A 13757-nucleotide genomic window follows, 5' to 3' on the forward strand; every position below is an offset into this window, starting at 1 on the left:
TTGGTCTTTGTCACAAAATACCGGCGAAAAATATTTGATCAGGATGCAATTGAAAAATTGCGAAGCTACTTTGCCAGTGTTTGTGCTGATTTTGATGTTGAACAGGTTGAAATGGATGGGGAACGGGATCACGTTCATTTACTGATTAATTACCCGCCAAAACTGGCGATATCTAATCTGGTTAACAGCCTTAAAGGGGTATCGAGTCGATTACTTCGACGTGATCGTCCTGATATTGCCCAACGTGATTACTACAAGGGGGTTCTTTGGTCGCCAAGTTATTTCGCGGGGAGTTGTGGTGGCGCACCAATATCCATTATCCGCCAGTACATTGAGCAACAGGAAACACCGAGTTAGTTAAAAAACCGCGCCTTATATCCCCGACCTGAAGGACGGGGTTTTACGGTGCTTTGGATAAATTGTTATAGGCTATAACTAAAGTCGTTAGCCTAATAATTGAGATTTGGTTAATTCGTTGAGAGAGGCAATTTTAACATCGGCTAATCCCCAACATTTGTCATTAAACTGCTCCGCTGCAGGCACAACAATTGAGCGCATTCTTGCGGCTTTGCAAGCAATCATACCATTGCGTGAGTCCTCTAAAGAGACACAATTAATGGGTGCGACATTAAGTGCCTTAGCAGCATTGAGATAGACTTCTGGGTGAGGTTTACTGTGCGCTAAATCAGCTGCAGAGACAACAGCAGAGAAGTAATGACGAATATTAAATAACTCAAGTACACGCTCTAGCATAAAATGCGGTGATGCTGAGGCTAAGGCTATCTTTAAACCTAATGATTGACATAAAGATAGGGCATGTTCAACACCAGGGAGTAGCGGTTTTTTATCTTCAATAAGTTGTACAACGCGAGCAATCATTCTCTCTTTAGCTTCTTGTTGTGTTACGCCTTGCCAAGGTGACACTTGATACCAAAGTTCGATAACTTGATCTATTCTTAAGCCGACGGTGTCGGGCATGCTGTCAGCAAGTGATAAATCGACACCTAATTGTGCAAAGACCTCATGTTCTGCTTGTGCCCAAAACGGCTCTGAGTCGATTAGCAAACCATCCATATCAAAAATAGCGGCTTCAATGGGCAATTTAAAAGACATGTTTACTCTCCATAATAAGGTCTATGTTGATGAAAAATGATTGTAGCAAGAGTTGATTGGAAAATCTTTTTTAATCAGTTTCTTATTTCTTTTAAAAAATAAATAGAGAAAATGATAGCTATTAAATTATTGACATATTAGCCGTTAATTAGATTAGGATATTTAGGTGCATATTGCCGAATTCTATGAGTGAGGACAAAATGAGTTATCAACATGCAGGAATATATGCCATCGTAAAACGTGTTATTGGTTGGCTTATTTTTATTCCTGCCTTTATTTCAACGACAGTTTCGTTGATTGAGTTAGCTGCGATGCCAAGAGCAAATGGCGAGGGTGTTAATGCTGTGATTAATGATTTTTTTCGAGTATTAGCAGAAATGGTACAATTTAACACCCCGTGGCTAGACTTTTTTTGGCGTCATTCTCCAGTACCCAACACTCAAATAGGTTTTAGCCAACAGAATATTATCTTCTTTGTGATCTTCTTTTTAATGTTTATTGGCTTAGCACTGAGTGCATCAGGGTTAAGAATGTATCGCCAAGTGAAATATTTAAAGGAAAATATTCAAGATCAACTAATTATTGAACGAGCACTAAAAAGTGGTATTACAGCGCAAGAGCTAGAGCAGAATATAAAATTGCCAAGACATACACTATTTACTCAAGTCATGGTGCTGTATATTTCACCTATTATTGTGATCGCAATTGGTTATTTTCTGCTGAAATTTTTAGGCTGGTAGTTATCTATCACATTGATTTAATTAAAATAAACCTCGCAGGGTGACATTTTGCGAGGTTTATTTTTATCTATCGGTAAATAAAATCAGATTGTTTTAGTGTGTGCCGAGCAAATCATCAATGATTTTTCTGGCTGCTAGGTAATCTTTTTCTTCACCGAATAAATGACAGCGATTAAGGAAATAGTAGAGTTGGTAGATAGGCTGGCGTGATAGGAATTTTTCAGATAAAGGCCAGATGCTTTGGTAACCATCAAAAATATTGGCCGGCACAGAAGAGCATAGCGGTAACATGGCAATATCACATTCGCGATCACCCCAATAACAAGCAGGATCGAACATCGTTCCTTCAGATTGACCTATAGCAGCACAATTTTTAGGCCATAAGTTGCCATGTAATAGCGAGGGTTGTGGATGATGATCGGCTAAACGGTGATTAATGATTTGAATGATTTCTTCTATATCACCGAAAACCATCCCTTTCTCTGAAGCGAGTTGCAACTGGATACCGATACGCTTTTCCGAATAGAAGTAATTCCAGCGCTTCTCCCAACCATTTGCTTGAGGAGTGGTATCTATATGGGTATCGAAATCAAAACCATAACGGGGTTGTTCTTCCCATTGATGCAATTTAGCTAACTGTTGACCAAAACAATACGCGCTGTGAGGTGTAAAAGGTTGCACAGGCAGAAATTCTAACAGTAAGAAGCTAGTATCTTTACTATTGCCAATGCCTAATACGCGAGGAATACGGATCGTTTGGCTTTTTGCCAACATTTCAAGCTGTTCTGCTTCATTTTTAAAGGTGGGCAAAAATTCCCGTAGGTTAGATTTTACAAAGACAGGGATCTCACCATATTGAATTTTCCAAGTGTGGTGTATATCACCGCTTGAAAGGTGGTGTTTTTCGCTGATCTTTGCTGAAAATCCTAAATTTGATTCAAGCAAACGACCAATATTCTGCCACATAGATTACACCTCGCAAAGTTGTTTACTTAGTAGACCCAAATAGTAACGAGCGATGTTTATACTATGACAATAACACTTTAATTAAATCAATACAGTATAAAACTAAAAAACGGGATGATTATCCCGTTTTTATAGTAATAAAGATTTTCATTAGGCATTGGCGGGTTTAGTTTGCCGTTTTATTTTTGCCAATTTAATCTGATTACAGAGTAATGCAATAATAAAGAACACCGCTTGCGTGAGTACAATAGAAGGGCCTGTGGCACCGTCAATATGAAAACTGATAAATGTACCAATAACACTCGATATAACAGAAAAAAGGATAGCGAGTGTGATCATTCGAGAGAAGCTTCGCGTTAATAGATAAGCGGTGATCCCCGGAGAAATCAGCATGGCGACCACTAAAATAATCCCAACGGCTTGCATCGAGGCGACAATCGTTAACGCCAAAATAGAGAGTAAGCCATAATGTAATAAAGCGACCGGGAGACCGACAATTCTTGCTTGATTAGGATCGAAACAATACAACATAAAGTCTTTTTGTTTAACCAGCATAATAGTAATAGTAATTAAACAAATAGCACTAATCTGTATAAGCACATCTGGGGTGATACCTAAGATATTACCAAATAATATATGCATTAAATGTTGGTCAGTATCTACACTAGCGAAGATCACCAAACCGACAGCAAACATACCAGAAAAGACAATTCCCATTACCGTATCTTCTTTTATTCGGCTATGCTCTTTTAAATAACCTGTTGCAAATGAACAAAATAGGCCCGAAAGAAAAGCCCCTATCGTTAAAGGAATTGCAGTGACATAAGCTAATACCACGCCAGGTAAAACAGCGTGAGAAATAGCATCTCCCATTAGTGACCAACCTTTTAACACCATATAGCAAGATAAAATAGCGCAGGCGATACCAATGATAACCGCGGCAATAATTGCACGTTGCATAAAAGGATATTGAAAAGGTTCAATGAAAAATTCCATTAATTCATTCATAGTTGCACCTCTTCTTGTTGAGTAACGTCTTTTGGATGCTGGGATTGTGAAATAAGTGCTTGTGAACTTTGACGTGCGCGGCGACGGGCTGCCAACATGCCATGTTTAGGCGCAAATAAGAAGGCTAATAAGAAAAGGGCGGTTTGCATTGTGACGATAACGCCCCCCGTAGCACCATTAAAGAAATAACTTAGATAAGCACCAACAGCACTGGTTACTGTACCAATACAAATAGCGATAATAGCGAGTCGTTTAAATTGGTCAGTGAGTAAATAAGCGGTAGCGCCGGGAGTAACCACCATAGCAATAACTAAGATAGCGCCGACCGTTTGTAGCGCAGCAACGGTACATGCACTGAGCAAGGTAAAGAAGATGATTTTTAGTTTTAAAGGGGATAAACCAATAGAGCGAGCATGTACTTCATCAAAAAATACAACTAATAAATCTTTCCACATACAAAATAGAATAAGAAAAGAGACACCAGTAATGATAACGACTTGCCAGACATCTTCATCAGCAATGCCGAGAATATTCCCTAAAATAATGGTCTGAACGTTGACGGCAGTAGGGTTTAATGAAACCAGCAACAGACCAAAAGCAAAAAAAGTAGAAAAAATAAAGCCGATCACCGCATCTTCACGTAATCTTGTGATGTGACGAATAAAAGTCATTGATAAAGCAGCAAGTAGACCCGTAAAAAAAGCACCCACTGCGTATGGCAGCCCTAAAATATAAGCACCGGCAACGCCGGGAACGACGGAGTGGGAGAGGGCATCTCCCATTAATGACCAACCTTTAAGAATAAGGTAAGAAGATAAAAAGGCACAGACAGCACCAACTAAGGCACTTACCCAGATAGCCTTTACCATATAGTTATACTCAAAAGGTTGTAGGAGTAATTCTAGCATCGCTAATCTCCTTGTTTACGCTTACTTTGATGAGCGGGAGTATGTTGTTCATGGTGACCATAGAAAACGGCAGCGCGTTCATCATCAGTAATAACGGTAAGTGAACGTGGATCGTCGTCGTCGTGAAGATCAGGGCCTGATAAGCTGATATGACGCAATACGCCACCAAAAGCATGCTCTAAATTCTTTTGGGTAAAGGTGGTTTCTGTTGGCCCGCTATCAAGCACTGTTCTATTAATTAAAATAACGTGATCACAAAACTCGGGTACACTACCTAAGTTATGAGTTGATACTAATACTAGGTGACCTTCTTTACGCAAGTTACGTAATAATTCAATAATGGCATTTTCTGTTTTTACGTCCACGCCAGTAAAAGGTTCATCTAATAGCAGTACGGTGCCTTCTTGTGCCATTGCTCGTGCTAAGAATACCCGTTTTTTCTGCCCACCAGATAGCTCACCAATTTGGCGATGTCCAAGGCCTGATAAACCGACACGCTCTAAACAAGCTTCAACCACTTCATGATCTTGTTTCGATGGAATACGAAAAAAACCCATTTTTCCATAACGTCCCATCATCACCACATCAGAAACCAGTACAGGAAAGTTCCAGTCAACTTCCTCTGTTTGTGGCACATAAGCAATCATATTCTGTTTAAGTGCTTGCTGAATAGGTCGATTATTTAATGTTACGGTACCTTTTGAGGGTTTGACTAATCCCATAATGGTTTTAAAAAGTGTGGATTTACCACTACCGTTGATGCCCACTAGGGCACAAATTGTGCCACCAGTGATAGAGAAACTTGCATCATAAATAGCAGTGTGACCGTTGTTATAGGTTACCGTTGCATTATCAACAGTAAGAGTAGGATTTATTTTTTTATCATTCATTGTCCAAATCCTTTCGCAATGGTATCGACAGTAATATTAAGTAGATCAATATAAGTAGGCACTTCTCCACCTGGGGCAGAAAGTGAGTCTACATAAAGAACGCCACCATATTTTGCACCAGTCTCTTTACTCACTTGTTTAGCAGGTTTATCGGAAATCGTACTTTCGCTAAACACGACAGGAATATGATGTTCTCTTACGGTATCAATCACGTATTTTACTTGTTGTGGGGTGCCTTGCTCTTCTGCATTAATTGGCCATAAATACACTTCTTTAAAACCATAATCATTGGTTAAATAGCTAAAGGCACCTTCACTCGTTACTAACCAGCGTTTTTCTTCAGGAATACGCGCTAATCTTGCTCTTAATGGCGCATCAAGTTGTTTAATTTGTTCAGCGTAACGCGCGGCATTTTGGTTATAAATTGCAGCATTATCTGGATCGTGTTCAACGAGCGCTTTACGAATATTTTCGATATAAATTAATGCATTATTAGGCGACATCGATGCATGTGGGTTTGGGTTGTTTTTATAAGCCCCTTCACGAATAGGCATAGGGGTAATACCTTCAGTGACAACGACCGCAGGCACATTACGTAATTCATTGAAAAAACGTTCAAACCAACGCTCAAGGTTTAACCCATTCCATAAAATAAGATCAGCTTTTTGCGCTTTGACAATATCTTTTGGTGTTGGTTGATAATCATGAATTTCTGCACCGGGTTTGGTGATAGATTCAACAACGGCAGCATCGCCAGCAACATTTTGTGCGATATCTTGGATAATAGTAAAAGTCGTGACAACTTTTAGCTTATCTTTTGCCTGTGCAGGGGTTATAAAGAAGATTGAGGCAACTAAGCATAATGCCGTAAGCGAAATTTTATTTACAGAGCGGAACATATCCATATTATATAGCCTTATAATTTTCGTGGAATTCTCTAACTGATAATGATTATCAATATCATTTCAAAAAAGTCAAGTTATCTCTGTGTGAAAGTGAAAATAGCTATTTGATAACAGCTGATACTAAGATAACAGCATGTATTTCAATAAATGTTAAGTAAATTGTCGTCTTTCTTTATAAAAATTAACAATCGATGGTAACTATTGGTGTGAAAGGTTGTTTAATACTCACAATTGATGAAATTTACAGCCAAATCATGGCTTACTGCTGGTTAAGGTATCTGTTTTTATGAGAGAAGCTTATCCTTAGTCCATTTTTTTAATGGACAGCGTTAGGTTTGTGTTTTTTAATAATCTCCTATAAAGCATAGGGCGAAATGATGAGGATAACGTGTGAAGACCAACATAATATTTCCTTTGGCAATTTTACTGCTGGCAGGGTGTGCAGATCCCAATCACCAAACGGCGAAAAAAGAGACACCGCGATTTTTAAATAGCCAGCCTGTAGAGCACAGAGTTAATAATGCCTCAATTTCTACTGCTCAATGGAAAAACACCCCTTTTGATGAGCATATTAAACAAGCTTCAGCCCGTTATGGTGTTGATGAAACCTTAATTAAAGCCATTATTCAGGTAGAATCTAATTTTAGGCCAGAAGTGATAAGTAAATCGAATGCGGTTGGATTAATGCAAATAAAGGCATCCACTGCGGGGAGAGATATTTATCAAAATAGAGGAAAAATAGGGCAACCAACCACCGCTCAGCTAAAAGATCCGGCTACTAATATTGATTTAGGGACTGCTTATATTCAATTATTAAGAGAGCGCCATTTATCTGGGATCTCCAATCCTGAAACACTCTATTACGCGACTATTTTGGCTTATGTGAATGGGGCGGGTGCATTACTCAGAACTTTTGATAAAAATAGAGATGCGGCGATTGCCAAAATTAATGCCATGAGCGCGGATGATTTTTATCGTTACGTTGAAAAAAATCATCCTGCATCTCAAGCACCACGCTATTTAGCGAAGGTCAAAGCAGCCTATCATTTAGCGGATAACTTTTCTGATAAGCTGGCAGCCGCCGCTGATTGAGCTTGTTGTAATAAAGCGGGGAGGTCAGCAATGATTTCAAGTACACCATTAATCATAAACTGAACTCCCATGCAAATTAATAAAAATCCCATAACACGAGAAATAGCATCGATACCACTGTGACCGAGATAGCGCATAATACCGGTTGAACCGCGCAGTGAAAGCCAAACAATCAGGCTAATTAAAAAGAAAGTGGTAATAGGTGCAACGTACAATACCCATTGCGCAATATCTGTACGTGAAGGAATTGATGCTGCTGTACTGATGATCATCGCAATTGTCCCCGGCCCTGCGGTACTTGGCATGGCTAAGGGCACAAAAGCAATATTGGGCGCCTGAGGATTTCGATGCGGATTTTTTTCTTCTGAAAGCGGATCGTCCACATTGGGAGTATGGGGAAATAACATACTAAAACCAATAAAAGCAACGATCATCCCCCCTGCAATACGAAGGCCTGGAATAGAGATACCAAAGGTCGTCATTATTACACGACCCGCATAAAAAGCGATGGTCATAATAATAAAAATATAGACACATGCCATAAAGGATTGTTGATTACGCTGTTCCTTGGTCATATTCCCCGACAGACCAAGCCAAAGCGCGACCGTGGTGAGTGGGTTAGTTAGCGGTAGAAGTAAAATAAGACCAAGACCGATAGCCTGAAAAAACTGGTAAACAGAGTACATAGAGTGTAAAGGCTCCTAACAACAGGTAATTAAGGCTACCGATCATAGCAAATAAATAGTAATAATAGTGTTGATATCAAGAAATATTTTTATATTTATAAGAAGGTTATGGGTATTTTTTCATTAACCACTCAAGATGTGTTTTCACCGCTTGCCAATCATAATCGGTAATACTATAGATACAGGTATCTCTGCGCTGACCGTTGGTGGTTAAACGATGATTACGTAATATGCCATCGAGTTTTGCACCTAAACGCTCAATCGCTCTACGACTGGTTTGATTTAAGATATGAGTGCGGAATTCAACAGCAATACATTGCAGATCTTCTAATGCATATTTAAGTAATAGATATTTCGCCTCGGTATTAATACCCGTTCTTTGTACCTCTTTTGCATACCATGTTGAACCAATCTCTACTCTAGGTGTATGGTTATCTACGTTCATATAGGTCGTCACTCCCACCACACGCTCACGGCGTTTATCAATAACGGCAAAAGGAAGCATTACTCCTTGTTTTTGTAATTGTCTTTTATGCTCAATATCTTGTTTTAATGTAGTGACAGAAGGAACTGTGGTAAACCAAAGTTCATCAGGCCTATCTTTAGCAATCAGTTCACGTAATGGTGATGCATGCTCCATGCTTAATGGTACTAAACGTACTAAATTACCTTCTAAGGTAGTCCAGTCTGTTATCTTTCTCATAGGCGATTCTCTAAGTCGGTGTATTAAATAGTTTCAAGGCAAGAATACTTTTTATACATAACAAATTTATTAATTGGTACGCTTATTTTAACGGTGATTAAAAATAGCTTAAGAATTTGTTTTTGTATAAAGAGAAAAATAACGTCATGAGTGTTTAACAACAGAGAATGACAGCTTAGCAACAGGGCAGGATACCGATGTCATGCTAATCTATACTTATTCGATAATCTTAATGAAGACATAGCAATAAAATAATAGGTAGCAATATGACAGATACCACCAACACCATCGAATGGGATGACTTTTTACGGGTAGAAATGCGGGTTGGCACAATTATAAGTGCTGAAATAAATAAAAAAGCTAAGAAACCCGCTTATGTAATGGAAGTCAGCTTGGGAGAGCTAGGGACTAAACGCTCTAGTGCGCAAATTACCGTGAATTATACCCCTGAAGAGCTAATTGGTCGCCGAGTTTTATGTGTTTGCAATTTTCCTATTAAGCGGATTGCAGGGATCAAGTCTGAGGTGTTGATTACCGGGGCTGCTGATGAAAACGGTGCTATCGTTCTCGCAGAATTTAATTTACCTGTGCCTGATGGGGCTCGTTTAGCATGATCTATAGCTAATAGTCCTTTTCTTTTAACGCTCGCAGCGATTTTGTTATAGTATTTATTTCACTGTGAGCGTTAATGTGTAAGGGGATGTTTTGTTATTACCTGAATTACATTTGCGATGTTATACACAAGATACGGTATCACATCAGCATGAGAATATCTGGCAGATCATCTTTGGCTTAACCGGAACGATGGAAGTTAATTTCAATCGGCAAGATTTTCTTATTTCTCAACAAAACTATTTAATTATCCCACCTACCATCGATCATGCTTTTGCCGGTCATCTCAATAATAAAAATCTTATTTTAGAACTTCCTGTCACATCACAGTGGCGACTGAATGAAAGAGGGGGAATGTTTGCCTTATCACCCGCAGCAATAGGATTATTAGCGTGGGTGCATCAATACCCTCAAGCGCCAGAGCATCATACCACTCTCGCACGTCTGCTATTAGCCCAAATGAAAGTACAACCAAGCTGGGGGGATAAATTAGATCTCTGGCTAGAAGATAAACTGCATATGCCATTAACAGCTTCTGATATTGCTGGTGCATTAAACATATCAATCAGTACGCTACAGCGCAAAGTAAAAGCGGAATTAGGCATATCTATTATGCAGTATGTGATGCAAAAGCGACTCGCTAAATCCGCAGAGTTGCTCAAATACACATCATCAACGATTGAAAATATTGCTTTAGCGGTAGGGTATGATTCACATTCGGCTTTTAGCCAAGCTTTTCGTCAATACTTTCATAAAACCCCCAGTGAATATCGACAGTAAACGACTTACTGATAAAAATGCTGACTTTTGATGTGTGACTTGTTAATTAATTAATTTTATTAATTTATTTTTTATTCTCTATTTATTATAGATAAATAGAGAACAACAAGGTTATATTATTTGTATAGTCTTTTTTTGAATGTATTTAATTGATTATTAATATTTTTTGTCAAAATCCATATGTATTGCTAAAATAATATTAACTAATATTTTTAAATTGGATATGTAAATGAATTTAATAATAAAGGGGCTTCTTTATCCTTTTTTTGTTTTCTTTTCAGCATATGCATTATCTTTTGGGTGCAGTGTTGATAATGGATATGATATTGAGTCTGGTAATTATAATATTTATGTGCAATTAGAGGCTGAGGTGCAACCTTATCAGAATTTAATTGTTGATCTCTCTAGGCATTTAAAATGTTGGAATAGTTATGGTGGATGGCAAGATGTTGACCATATCAATTTAGAACCAGGGACGGGCTTATCTGGGCCACTATTTAATTTTAGTGGTTCAGTATATTGGTATGGAAATACATATTCATTACCTTTAAATAGTGCGACTAAAGTTTTACATATCGGTGATCTTACCCCTATGCCGATGCCAATGATGTTGTATTTAACGCCTATAAATAACTCACCAGCAGGAGGAGTACTCATTAGATCGGGTGAAACTATTGCAACTATTAATATGTATAAAATAGCGGATTGGGATGGTGGTAATCCTAAATATTTTACGTGGGAAATAGTGTCTAAATATGATGTTACAATGCCAATTAGTGGATGCGACGTTAGTAGCCGAAATGTCAATGTTAATTTACCTCCTTACCCAGGCGAAGCACCGGTCAATTTAAATATTCACTGCGCGCAACCACAAAATATATCATTTTATCTTTCCGGACAAACCACTAATGATGATACAACCTTTATTAATTTAGCAGGCTCTGCAGGGGAAGTCTCTAAAGGTATGGGGGTTCAATTAATGCGTAATGGATATGTAATCCCTGCTAATAAAGCAATATCTTTAGGTAGAGTTAATTCGTCGACTTCGTTAGGTTTAAAGGCGAGGTATGGTATGACTGGAGAGCGAGTAACTGCTGGAAAAGTAAAATCAATTATAGATGTTAACTTTATATATGAGTGAGTTATTTATTAATTTAATATCTATGATTTTAATTAGCGTAAATAGCAAACGGGGACAGATATACTCGCGCAATTAAAAGCATATATAATTTGTTGTTGCTATGATAATATCACGCTTGAGTTATAGCAGTATGCCAAAGCACTTTTATTATCCTAAACACTTTGGTGTACATAACTTGCAGAGTGAAGCAAGTAACTGCTAATAACGTATTAAATTTTAAAGTAAAATTAATAATGCATGTGATCTTGCGTATGGGTCACCACTGTAACTAAGGATTTTAAATGCCAATTATTACTCTTCCTGACGGGAGCCAACGTCAATTTGAAAATGCAGTCTCTGTCATGGATGTCGCTGCAGATATCGGTCCTGGACTTGCCAAAGCCTGCATTGCAGGGCGCGTTAATGGTGAGCTGGTGGACGCTTGCGAATTAATCGAGCAAGATTCACAACTGGCGATTATTACCGCAAAAGACGATGAAGGTCTTGAAATTATTCGTCACTCTTGTGCCCACTTATTAGGACACGCAATTAAACAGTTATGGCCACAAACCAAAATGGCGATTGGTCCTGTTATCGAAAATGGTTTCTACTATGATGTGGATTTAGATCATTCTCTGACGCAGGAAGATTTAGAAACGTTAGAAAAACGTATGCTAGAGTTGGCGAAAACAGATTACGATGTCATTAAAAAACGCGTAACTTGGGCACAAGCACGGGAAACTTTTGTTGCTCGTGGTGAAGATTATAAAGTCGCTATCCTTGATGAAAATATCAGTCAAGATGCACACCCAGCACTTTATCATCACCAAGAATATATTGATATGTGCCGTGGCCCCCATGTGCCAAACATGCGTTTCTGCCATCACTTTAAATTACAGAAAATCGCAGGTGCATACTGGCGCGGTAATAGCGATAACAAAATGCTACAACGCATTTACGGTACCGCTTGGGCTGATAAGAAACAGTTAAAAGCTTATTTAGAACGTTTAGAAGAAGCCGCTAAACGTGATCACCGTAAAATAGGTAAACAACTTGATTTATATCATATGCAAGAAGAAGCGCCGGGTATGGCTTTCTGGCATAATGATGGTTGGACTATTTTCCGTGAGTTAGAAACATTTGTACGTTGCAAATTAAAAGAATATGATTATCAGGAAGTAAAAGGTCCATTTATGATGGATCGTGTTCTTTGGGAAAAAACAGGTCACTGGGAAAACTACAAAGAGAATATGTTCACTACTTCTTCGGAAAACCGTGAATATTGTATCAAACCCATGAACTGCCCAGGCCACGTGCAGATTTTTAAACAAGGTCTACGTTCTTACCGTGATTTACCATTACGTATGGCTGAATTTGGTAGCTGTCATCGTAATGAACCCTCTGGTGCATTACACGGTTTAATGCGTGTTCGTGGCTTTACACAAGATGACGCACATATCTTCTGTACAGAAGAACAAATTTTAAGTGAAGTAAATAACTGCATCAAATTGATTTATGATGTATATTCTACTTTCGGATTTGAAAAAATCGTTGTTAAGCTGTCTACTCGTCCAGAAAAACGCATCGGTGAAGATGCTTTATGGGATATTGCAGAAACAGACTTAGCAAAAGCCTTGACTGATAACAATATTGAATTTGAATATCAGCCGGGTGAAGGGGCGTTTTATGGCCCTAAAATTGAATTTACACTTTACGACTGTTTAGATCGTGCATGGCAGTGTGGTACAGTACAGCTGGACTTCTCATTGCCAGGTCGATTAGGCGCTTCTTATGTTGCTGAAAATAATGAGCGTAAAGTACCTGTTATGCTTCACCGAGCGGTGTTAGGATCATTAGAACGTTTTATCGGTATTCTAACTGAAGAATACGCAGGATTCTTCCCGACTTGGTTAGCACCACAGCAGGTTGTCGTGATGAATATCACGGATGGACAGGCTGATTATGTACAAAAACTCGTCAAAGAATTGCAAGATGCCGGAATTCGTGCAAAAGCAGACTTGAGAAATGAGAAGATTGGCTTTAAAATTCGTGAACATACTTTACGTCGTGTTCCGTACATGCTTGTTTGCGGTGATAAAGAAGTCGAATCAGGCAAAGTAGCGGTTCGTACTCGTCGAGGTAAAGACCTTGGCAGTATCGACGTTAACGATTTTAAAGAAAAACTTCTGCAAGAAATCAGAAGCAGAAGTCTTCATCAGTTGGAGGAATAAGGT

15 protein-coding genes are annotated in these 13757 nt (G+C 38.6%); 7 read left to right on the plus strand and 8 right to left on the minus strand.

What is annotated here, in order from left to right; genetic code table 11:
• The coding region (tnpA, locus tag AACV01_RS04340) for an IS200/IS605 family transposase (RefSeq protein WP_161682486.1) at window positions 1–357 on the plus strand (357 nt) is incomplete at its 5' end.
• 87 nt (window positions 358–444) lie between these two features.
• Here the strand turns inward: tnpA and hxpB are convergent.
• Window positions 445–1113, minus strand: a complete 669-nt coding sequence (gene hxpB / locus AACV01_RS04345) for a hexitol phosphatase HxpB (RefSeq protein WP_004242581.1) — start codon at window positions 1111–1113, stop codon at window positions 445–447.
• Between the two features lie 185 nt (window positions 1114–1298).
• On the opposite strand from hxpB, the gene AACV01_RS04350 reads away from it, so the two are divergent.
• Window positions 1299–1853 carry a YniB family protein gene (locus AACV01_RS04350; protein ID WP_004242582.1) on the plus strand — a complete coding sequence of 185 codons (555 nt, stop codon included), beginning with the start codon at window positions 1299–1301 and terminating at the stop codon, window positions 1851–1853.
• Between the two features lie 93 nt (window positions 1854–1946).
• On the opposite strand, the gene AACV01_RS04355 is transcribed toward AACV01_RS04350, so the two are convergent.
• The 5 genes from AACV01_RS04355 to AACV01_RS04375 form a co-directional block, all read right to left on the minus strand.
• Window positions 1947–2819, minus strand: coding sequence for a fructosamine kinase family protein (locus tag AACV01_RS04355; RefSeq protein ID WP_004242583.1), 873 nt, complete (start codon window positions 2817–2819; stop codon window positions 1947–1949).
• Window positions 2820–2969: 150 nt separating this feature from the next.
• The gene (locus tag AACV01_RS04360; protein ID WP_004242584.1) at window positions 2970–3827 is read right to left on the minus strand and encodes a metal ABC transporter permease; all 858 of its coding nucleotides are present in this window, start codon (window positions 3825–3827) and stop codon (window positions 2970–2972) included.
• A complete protein-coding gene (locus AACV01_RS04365; protein WP_004242585.1) occupies window positions 3824–4735 on the minus strand; it encodes a metal ABC transporter permease in 912 nt (303 codons plus the stop codon). The genes AACV01_RS04360 and AACV01_RS04365 overlap by 4 nt, the downstream gene beginning before the upstream one ends.
• 2 nt (window positions 4736–4737) lie before the next feature.
• Window positions 4738–5625, minus strand: a complete 888-nt coding sequence (locus AACV01_RS04370) for a manganese/iron ABC transporter ATP-binding protein (RefSeq protein WP_161682488.1) — start codon at window positions 5623–5625, stop codon at window positions 4738–4740.
• On the minus strand, window positions 5622–6530 hold the full coding sequence (locus AACV01_RS04375; protein ID WP_161682490.1) for a metal ABC transporter substrate-binding protein: 909 nt from the start codon (window positions 6528–6530) through the stop codon (window positions 5622–5624). Before AACV01_RS04375 ends, AACV01_RS04370 begins: the two co-directional genes overlap by 4 nt.
• A 390-nt stretch (window positions 6531–6920) precedes the next feature.
• Between AACV01_RS04375 and AACV01_RS04380 the strand changes: the two genes are divergently transcribed.
• Complete coding sequence (locus tag AACV01_RS04380) at window positions 6921–7622, plus strand: transglycosylase SLT domain-containing protein (RefSeq protein ID WP_161682492.1); 702 nt, start codon at window positions 6921–6923, stop codon at window positions 7620–7622.
• Here the strand turns inward: AACV01_RS04380 and AACV01_RS04385 are convergent.
• Window positions 7574–8308, minus strand: a complete 735-nt coding sequence (locus AACV01_RS04385; RefSeq protein WP_004242597.1) for a MarC family NAAT transporter — start codon at window positions 8306–8308, stop codon at window positions 7574–7576. The two genes, AACV01_RS04380 and AACV01_RS04385, sit on opposite strands and share 49 nt — an antisense overlap.
• Before the next feature lie 106 nt (window positions 8309–8414).
• Window positions 8415–9011 (minus strand): GNAT family N-acetyltransferase, encoded by a 597-nt coding sequence (locus tag AACV01_RS04390; RefSeq protein WP_004247938.1) that lies wholly within the window; start codon window positions 9009–9011, stop codon window positions 8415–8417.
• A 266-nt stretch (window positions 9012–9277) separates the two neighbouring features.
• Here AACV01_RS04390 and AACV01_RS04395 point away from each other — a divergent pair, with 266 nt between their 5' ends.
• The 4 genes from AACV01_RS04395 to thrS all read left to right on the plus strand — a co-directional run bounded on the left by AACV01_RS04395 (window position 9278) and on the right by thrS (window position 13754).
• Entirely contained in the window at window positions 9278–9625 is a 348-nt protein-coding gene (locus AACV01_RS04395) for a tRNA-binding protein (protein ID WP_004242601.1), read from the plus strand.
• A 91-nt stretch (window positions 9626–9716) separates the two neighbouring features.
• A complete protein-coding gene (locus tag AACV01_RS04400; RefSeq protein ID WP_049196696.1) occupies window positions 9717–10403 on the plus strand; it encodes a helix-turn-helix transcriptional regulator in 687 nt (228 codons plus the stop codon).
• A 229-nt stretch (window positions 10404–10632) separates the two neighbouring features.
• Window positions 10633–11544: a fimbrial protein gene (locus AACV01_RS04405; RefSeq protein WP_012367832.1), complete on the plus strand. Its 912-nt coding sequence runs from the start codon at window positions 10633–10635 to the stop codon at window positions 11542–11544.
• 281 nt (window positions 11545–11825) lie between these two features.
• A complete protein-coding gene (thrS, locus tag AACV01_RS04410; protein WP_004242605.1) occupies window positions 11826–13754 on the plus strand; it encodes a threonine--tRNA ligase in 1929 nt (642 codons plus the stop codon).
• The last annotated feature ends 3 nt before the right edge of the window (window positions 13755–13757 follow it).

This window comes from Proteus sp. G2609, from assembly GCF_963896135.1.
GTDB classification, from domain to species: domain Bacteria; phylum Pseudomonadota; class Gammaproteobacteria; order Enterobacterales; family Enterobacteriaceae; genus Proteus; species Proteus mirabilis.

Bases quoted from the DNA above. Each gene is read 5' to 3' on its own strand.
- hxpB (WP_004242581.1), bottom strand. From the start codon at position 1,113: ATGTCTTTTAAATTGCCCATTGAAGCCGCTATTTTTGATATGGATGGT.
- AACV01_RS04350 (WP_004242582.1), top strand. From the start codon at position 1,299: ATGAGTGAGGACAAAATGAGTTATCAACATGCAGGAATATATGCCATC.
- AACV01_RS04355 (WP_004242583.1), bottom strand. From the start codon at position 2,819: ATGTGGCAGAATATTGGTCGTTTGCTTGAATCAAATTTAGGATTTTCA.
- AACV01_RS04360 (WP_004242584.1), bottom strand. From the start codon at position 3,827: ATGAATGAATTAATGGAATTTTTCATTGAACCTTTTCAATATCCTTTT.
- AACV01_RS04365 (WP_004242585.1), bottom strand. From the start codon at position 4,735: ATGCTAGAATTACTCCTACAACCTTTTGAGTATAACTATATGGTAAAG.
- AACV01_RS04370 (WP_161682488.1), bottom strand. From the start codon at position 5,625: ATGAATGATAAAAAAATAAATCCTACTCTTACTGTTGATAATGCAACG.
- AACV01_RS04375 (WP_161682490.1), bottom strand. From the start codon at position 6,530: ATGGATATGTTCCGCTCTGTAAATAAAATTTCGCTTACGGCATTATGC.
- AACV01_RS04385 (WP_004242597.1), bottom strand. From the start codon at position 8,308: ATGTACTCTGTTTACCAGTTTTTTCAGGCTATCGGTCTTGGTCTTATT.
- AACV01_RS04390 (WP_004247938.1), bottom strand. From the start codon at position 9,011: ATGAGAAAGATAACAGACTGGACTACCTTAGAAGGTAATTTAGTACGT.
- AACV01_RS04395 (WP_004242601.1), top strand. From the start codon at position 9,278: ATGACAGATACCACCAACACCATCGAATGGGATGACTTTTTACGGGTA.
- AACV01_RS04405 (WP_012367832.1), top strand. From the start codon at position 10,633: ATGAATTTAATAATAAAGGGGCTTCTTTATCCTTTTTTTGTTTTCTTT.
- thrS (WP_004242605.1), top strand. From the start codon at position 11,826: ATGCCAATTATTACTCTTCCTGACGGGAGCCAACGTCAATTTGAAAAT.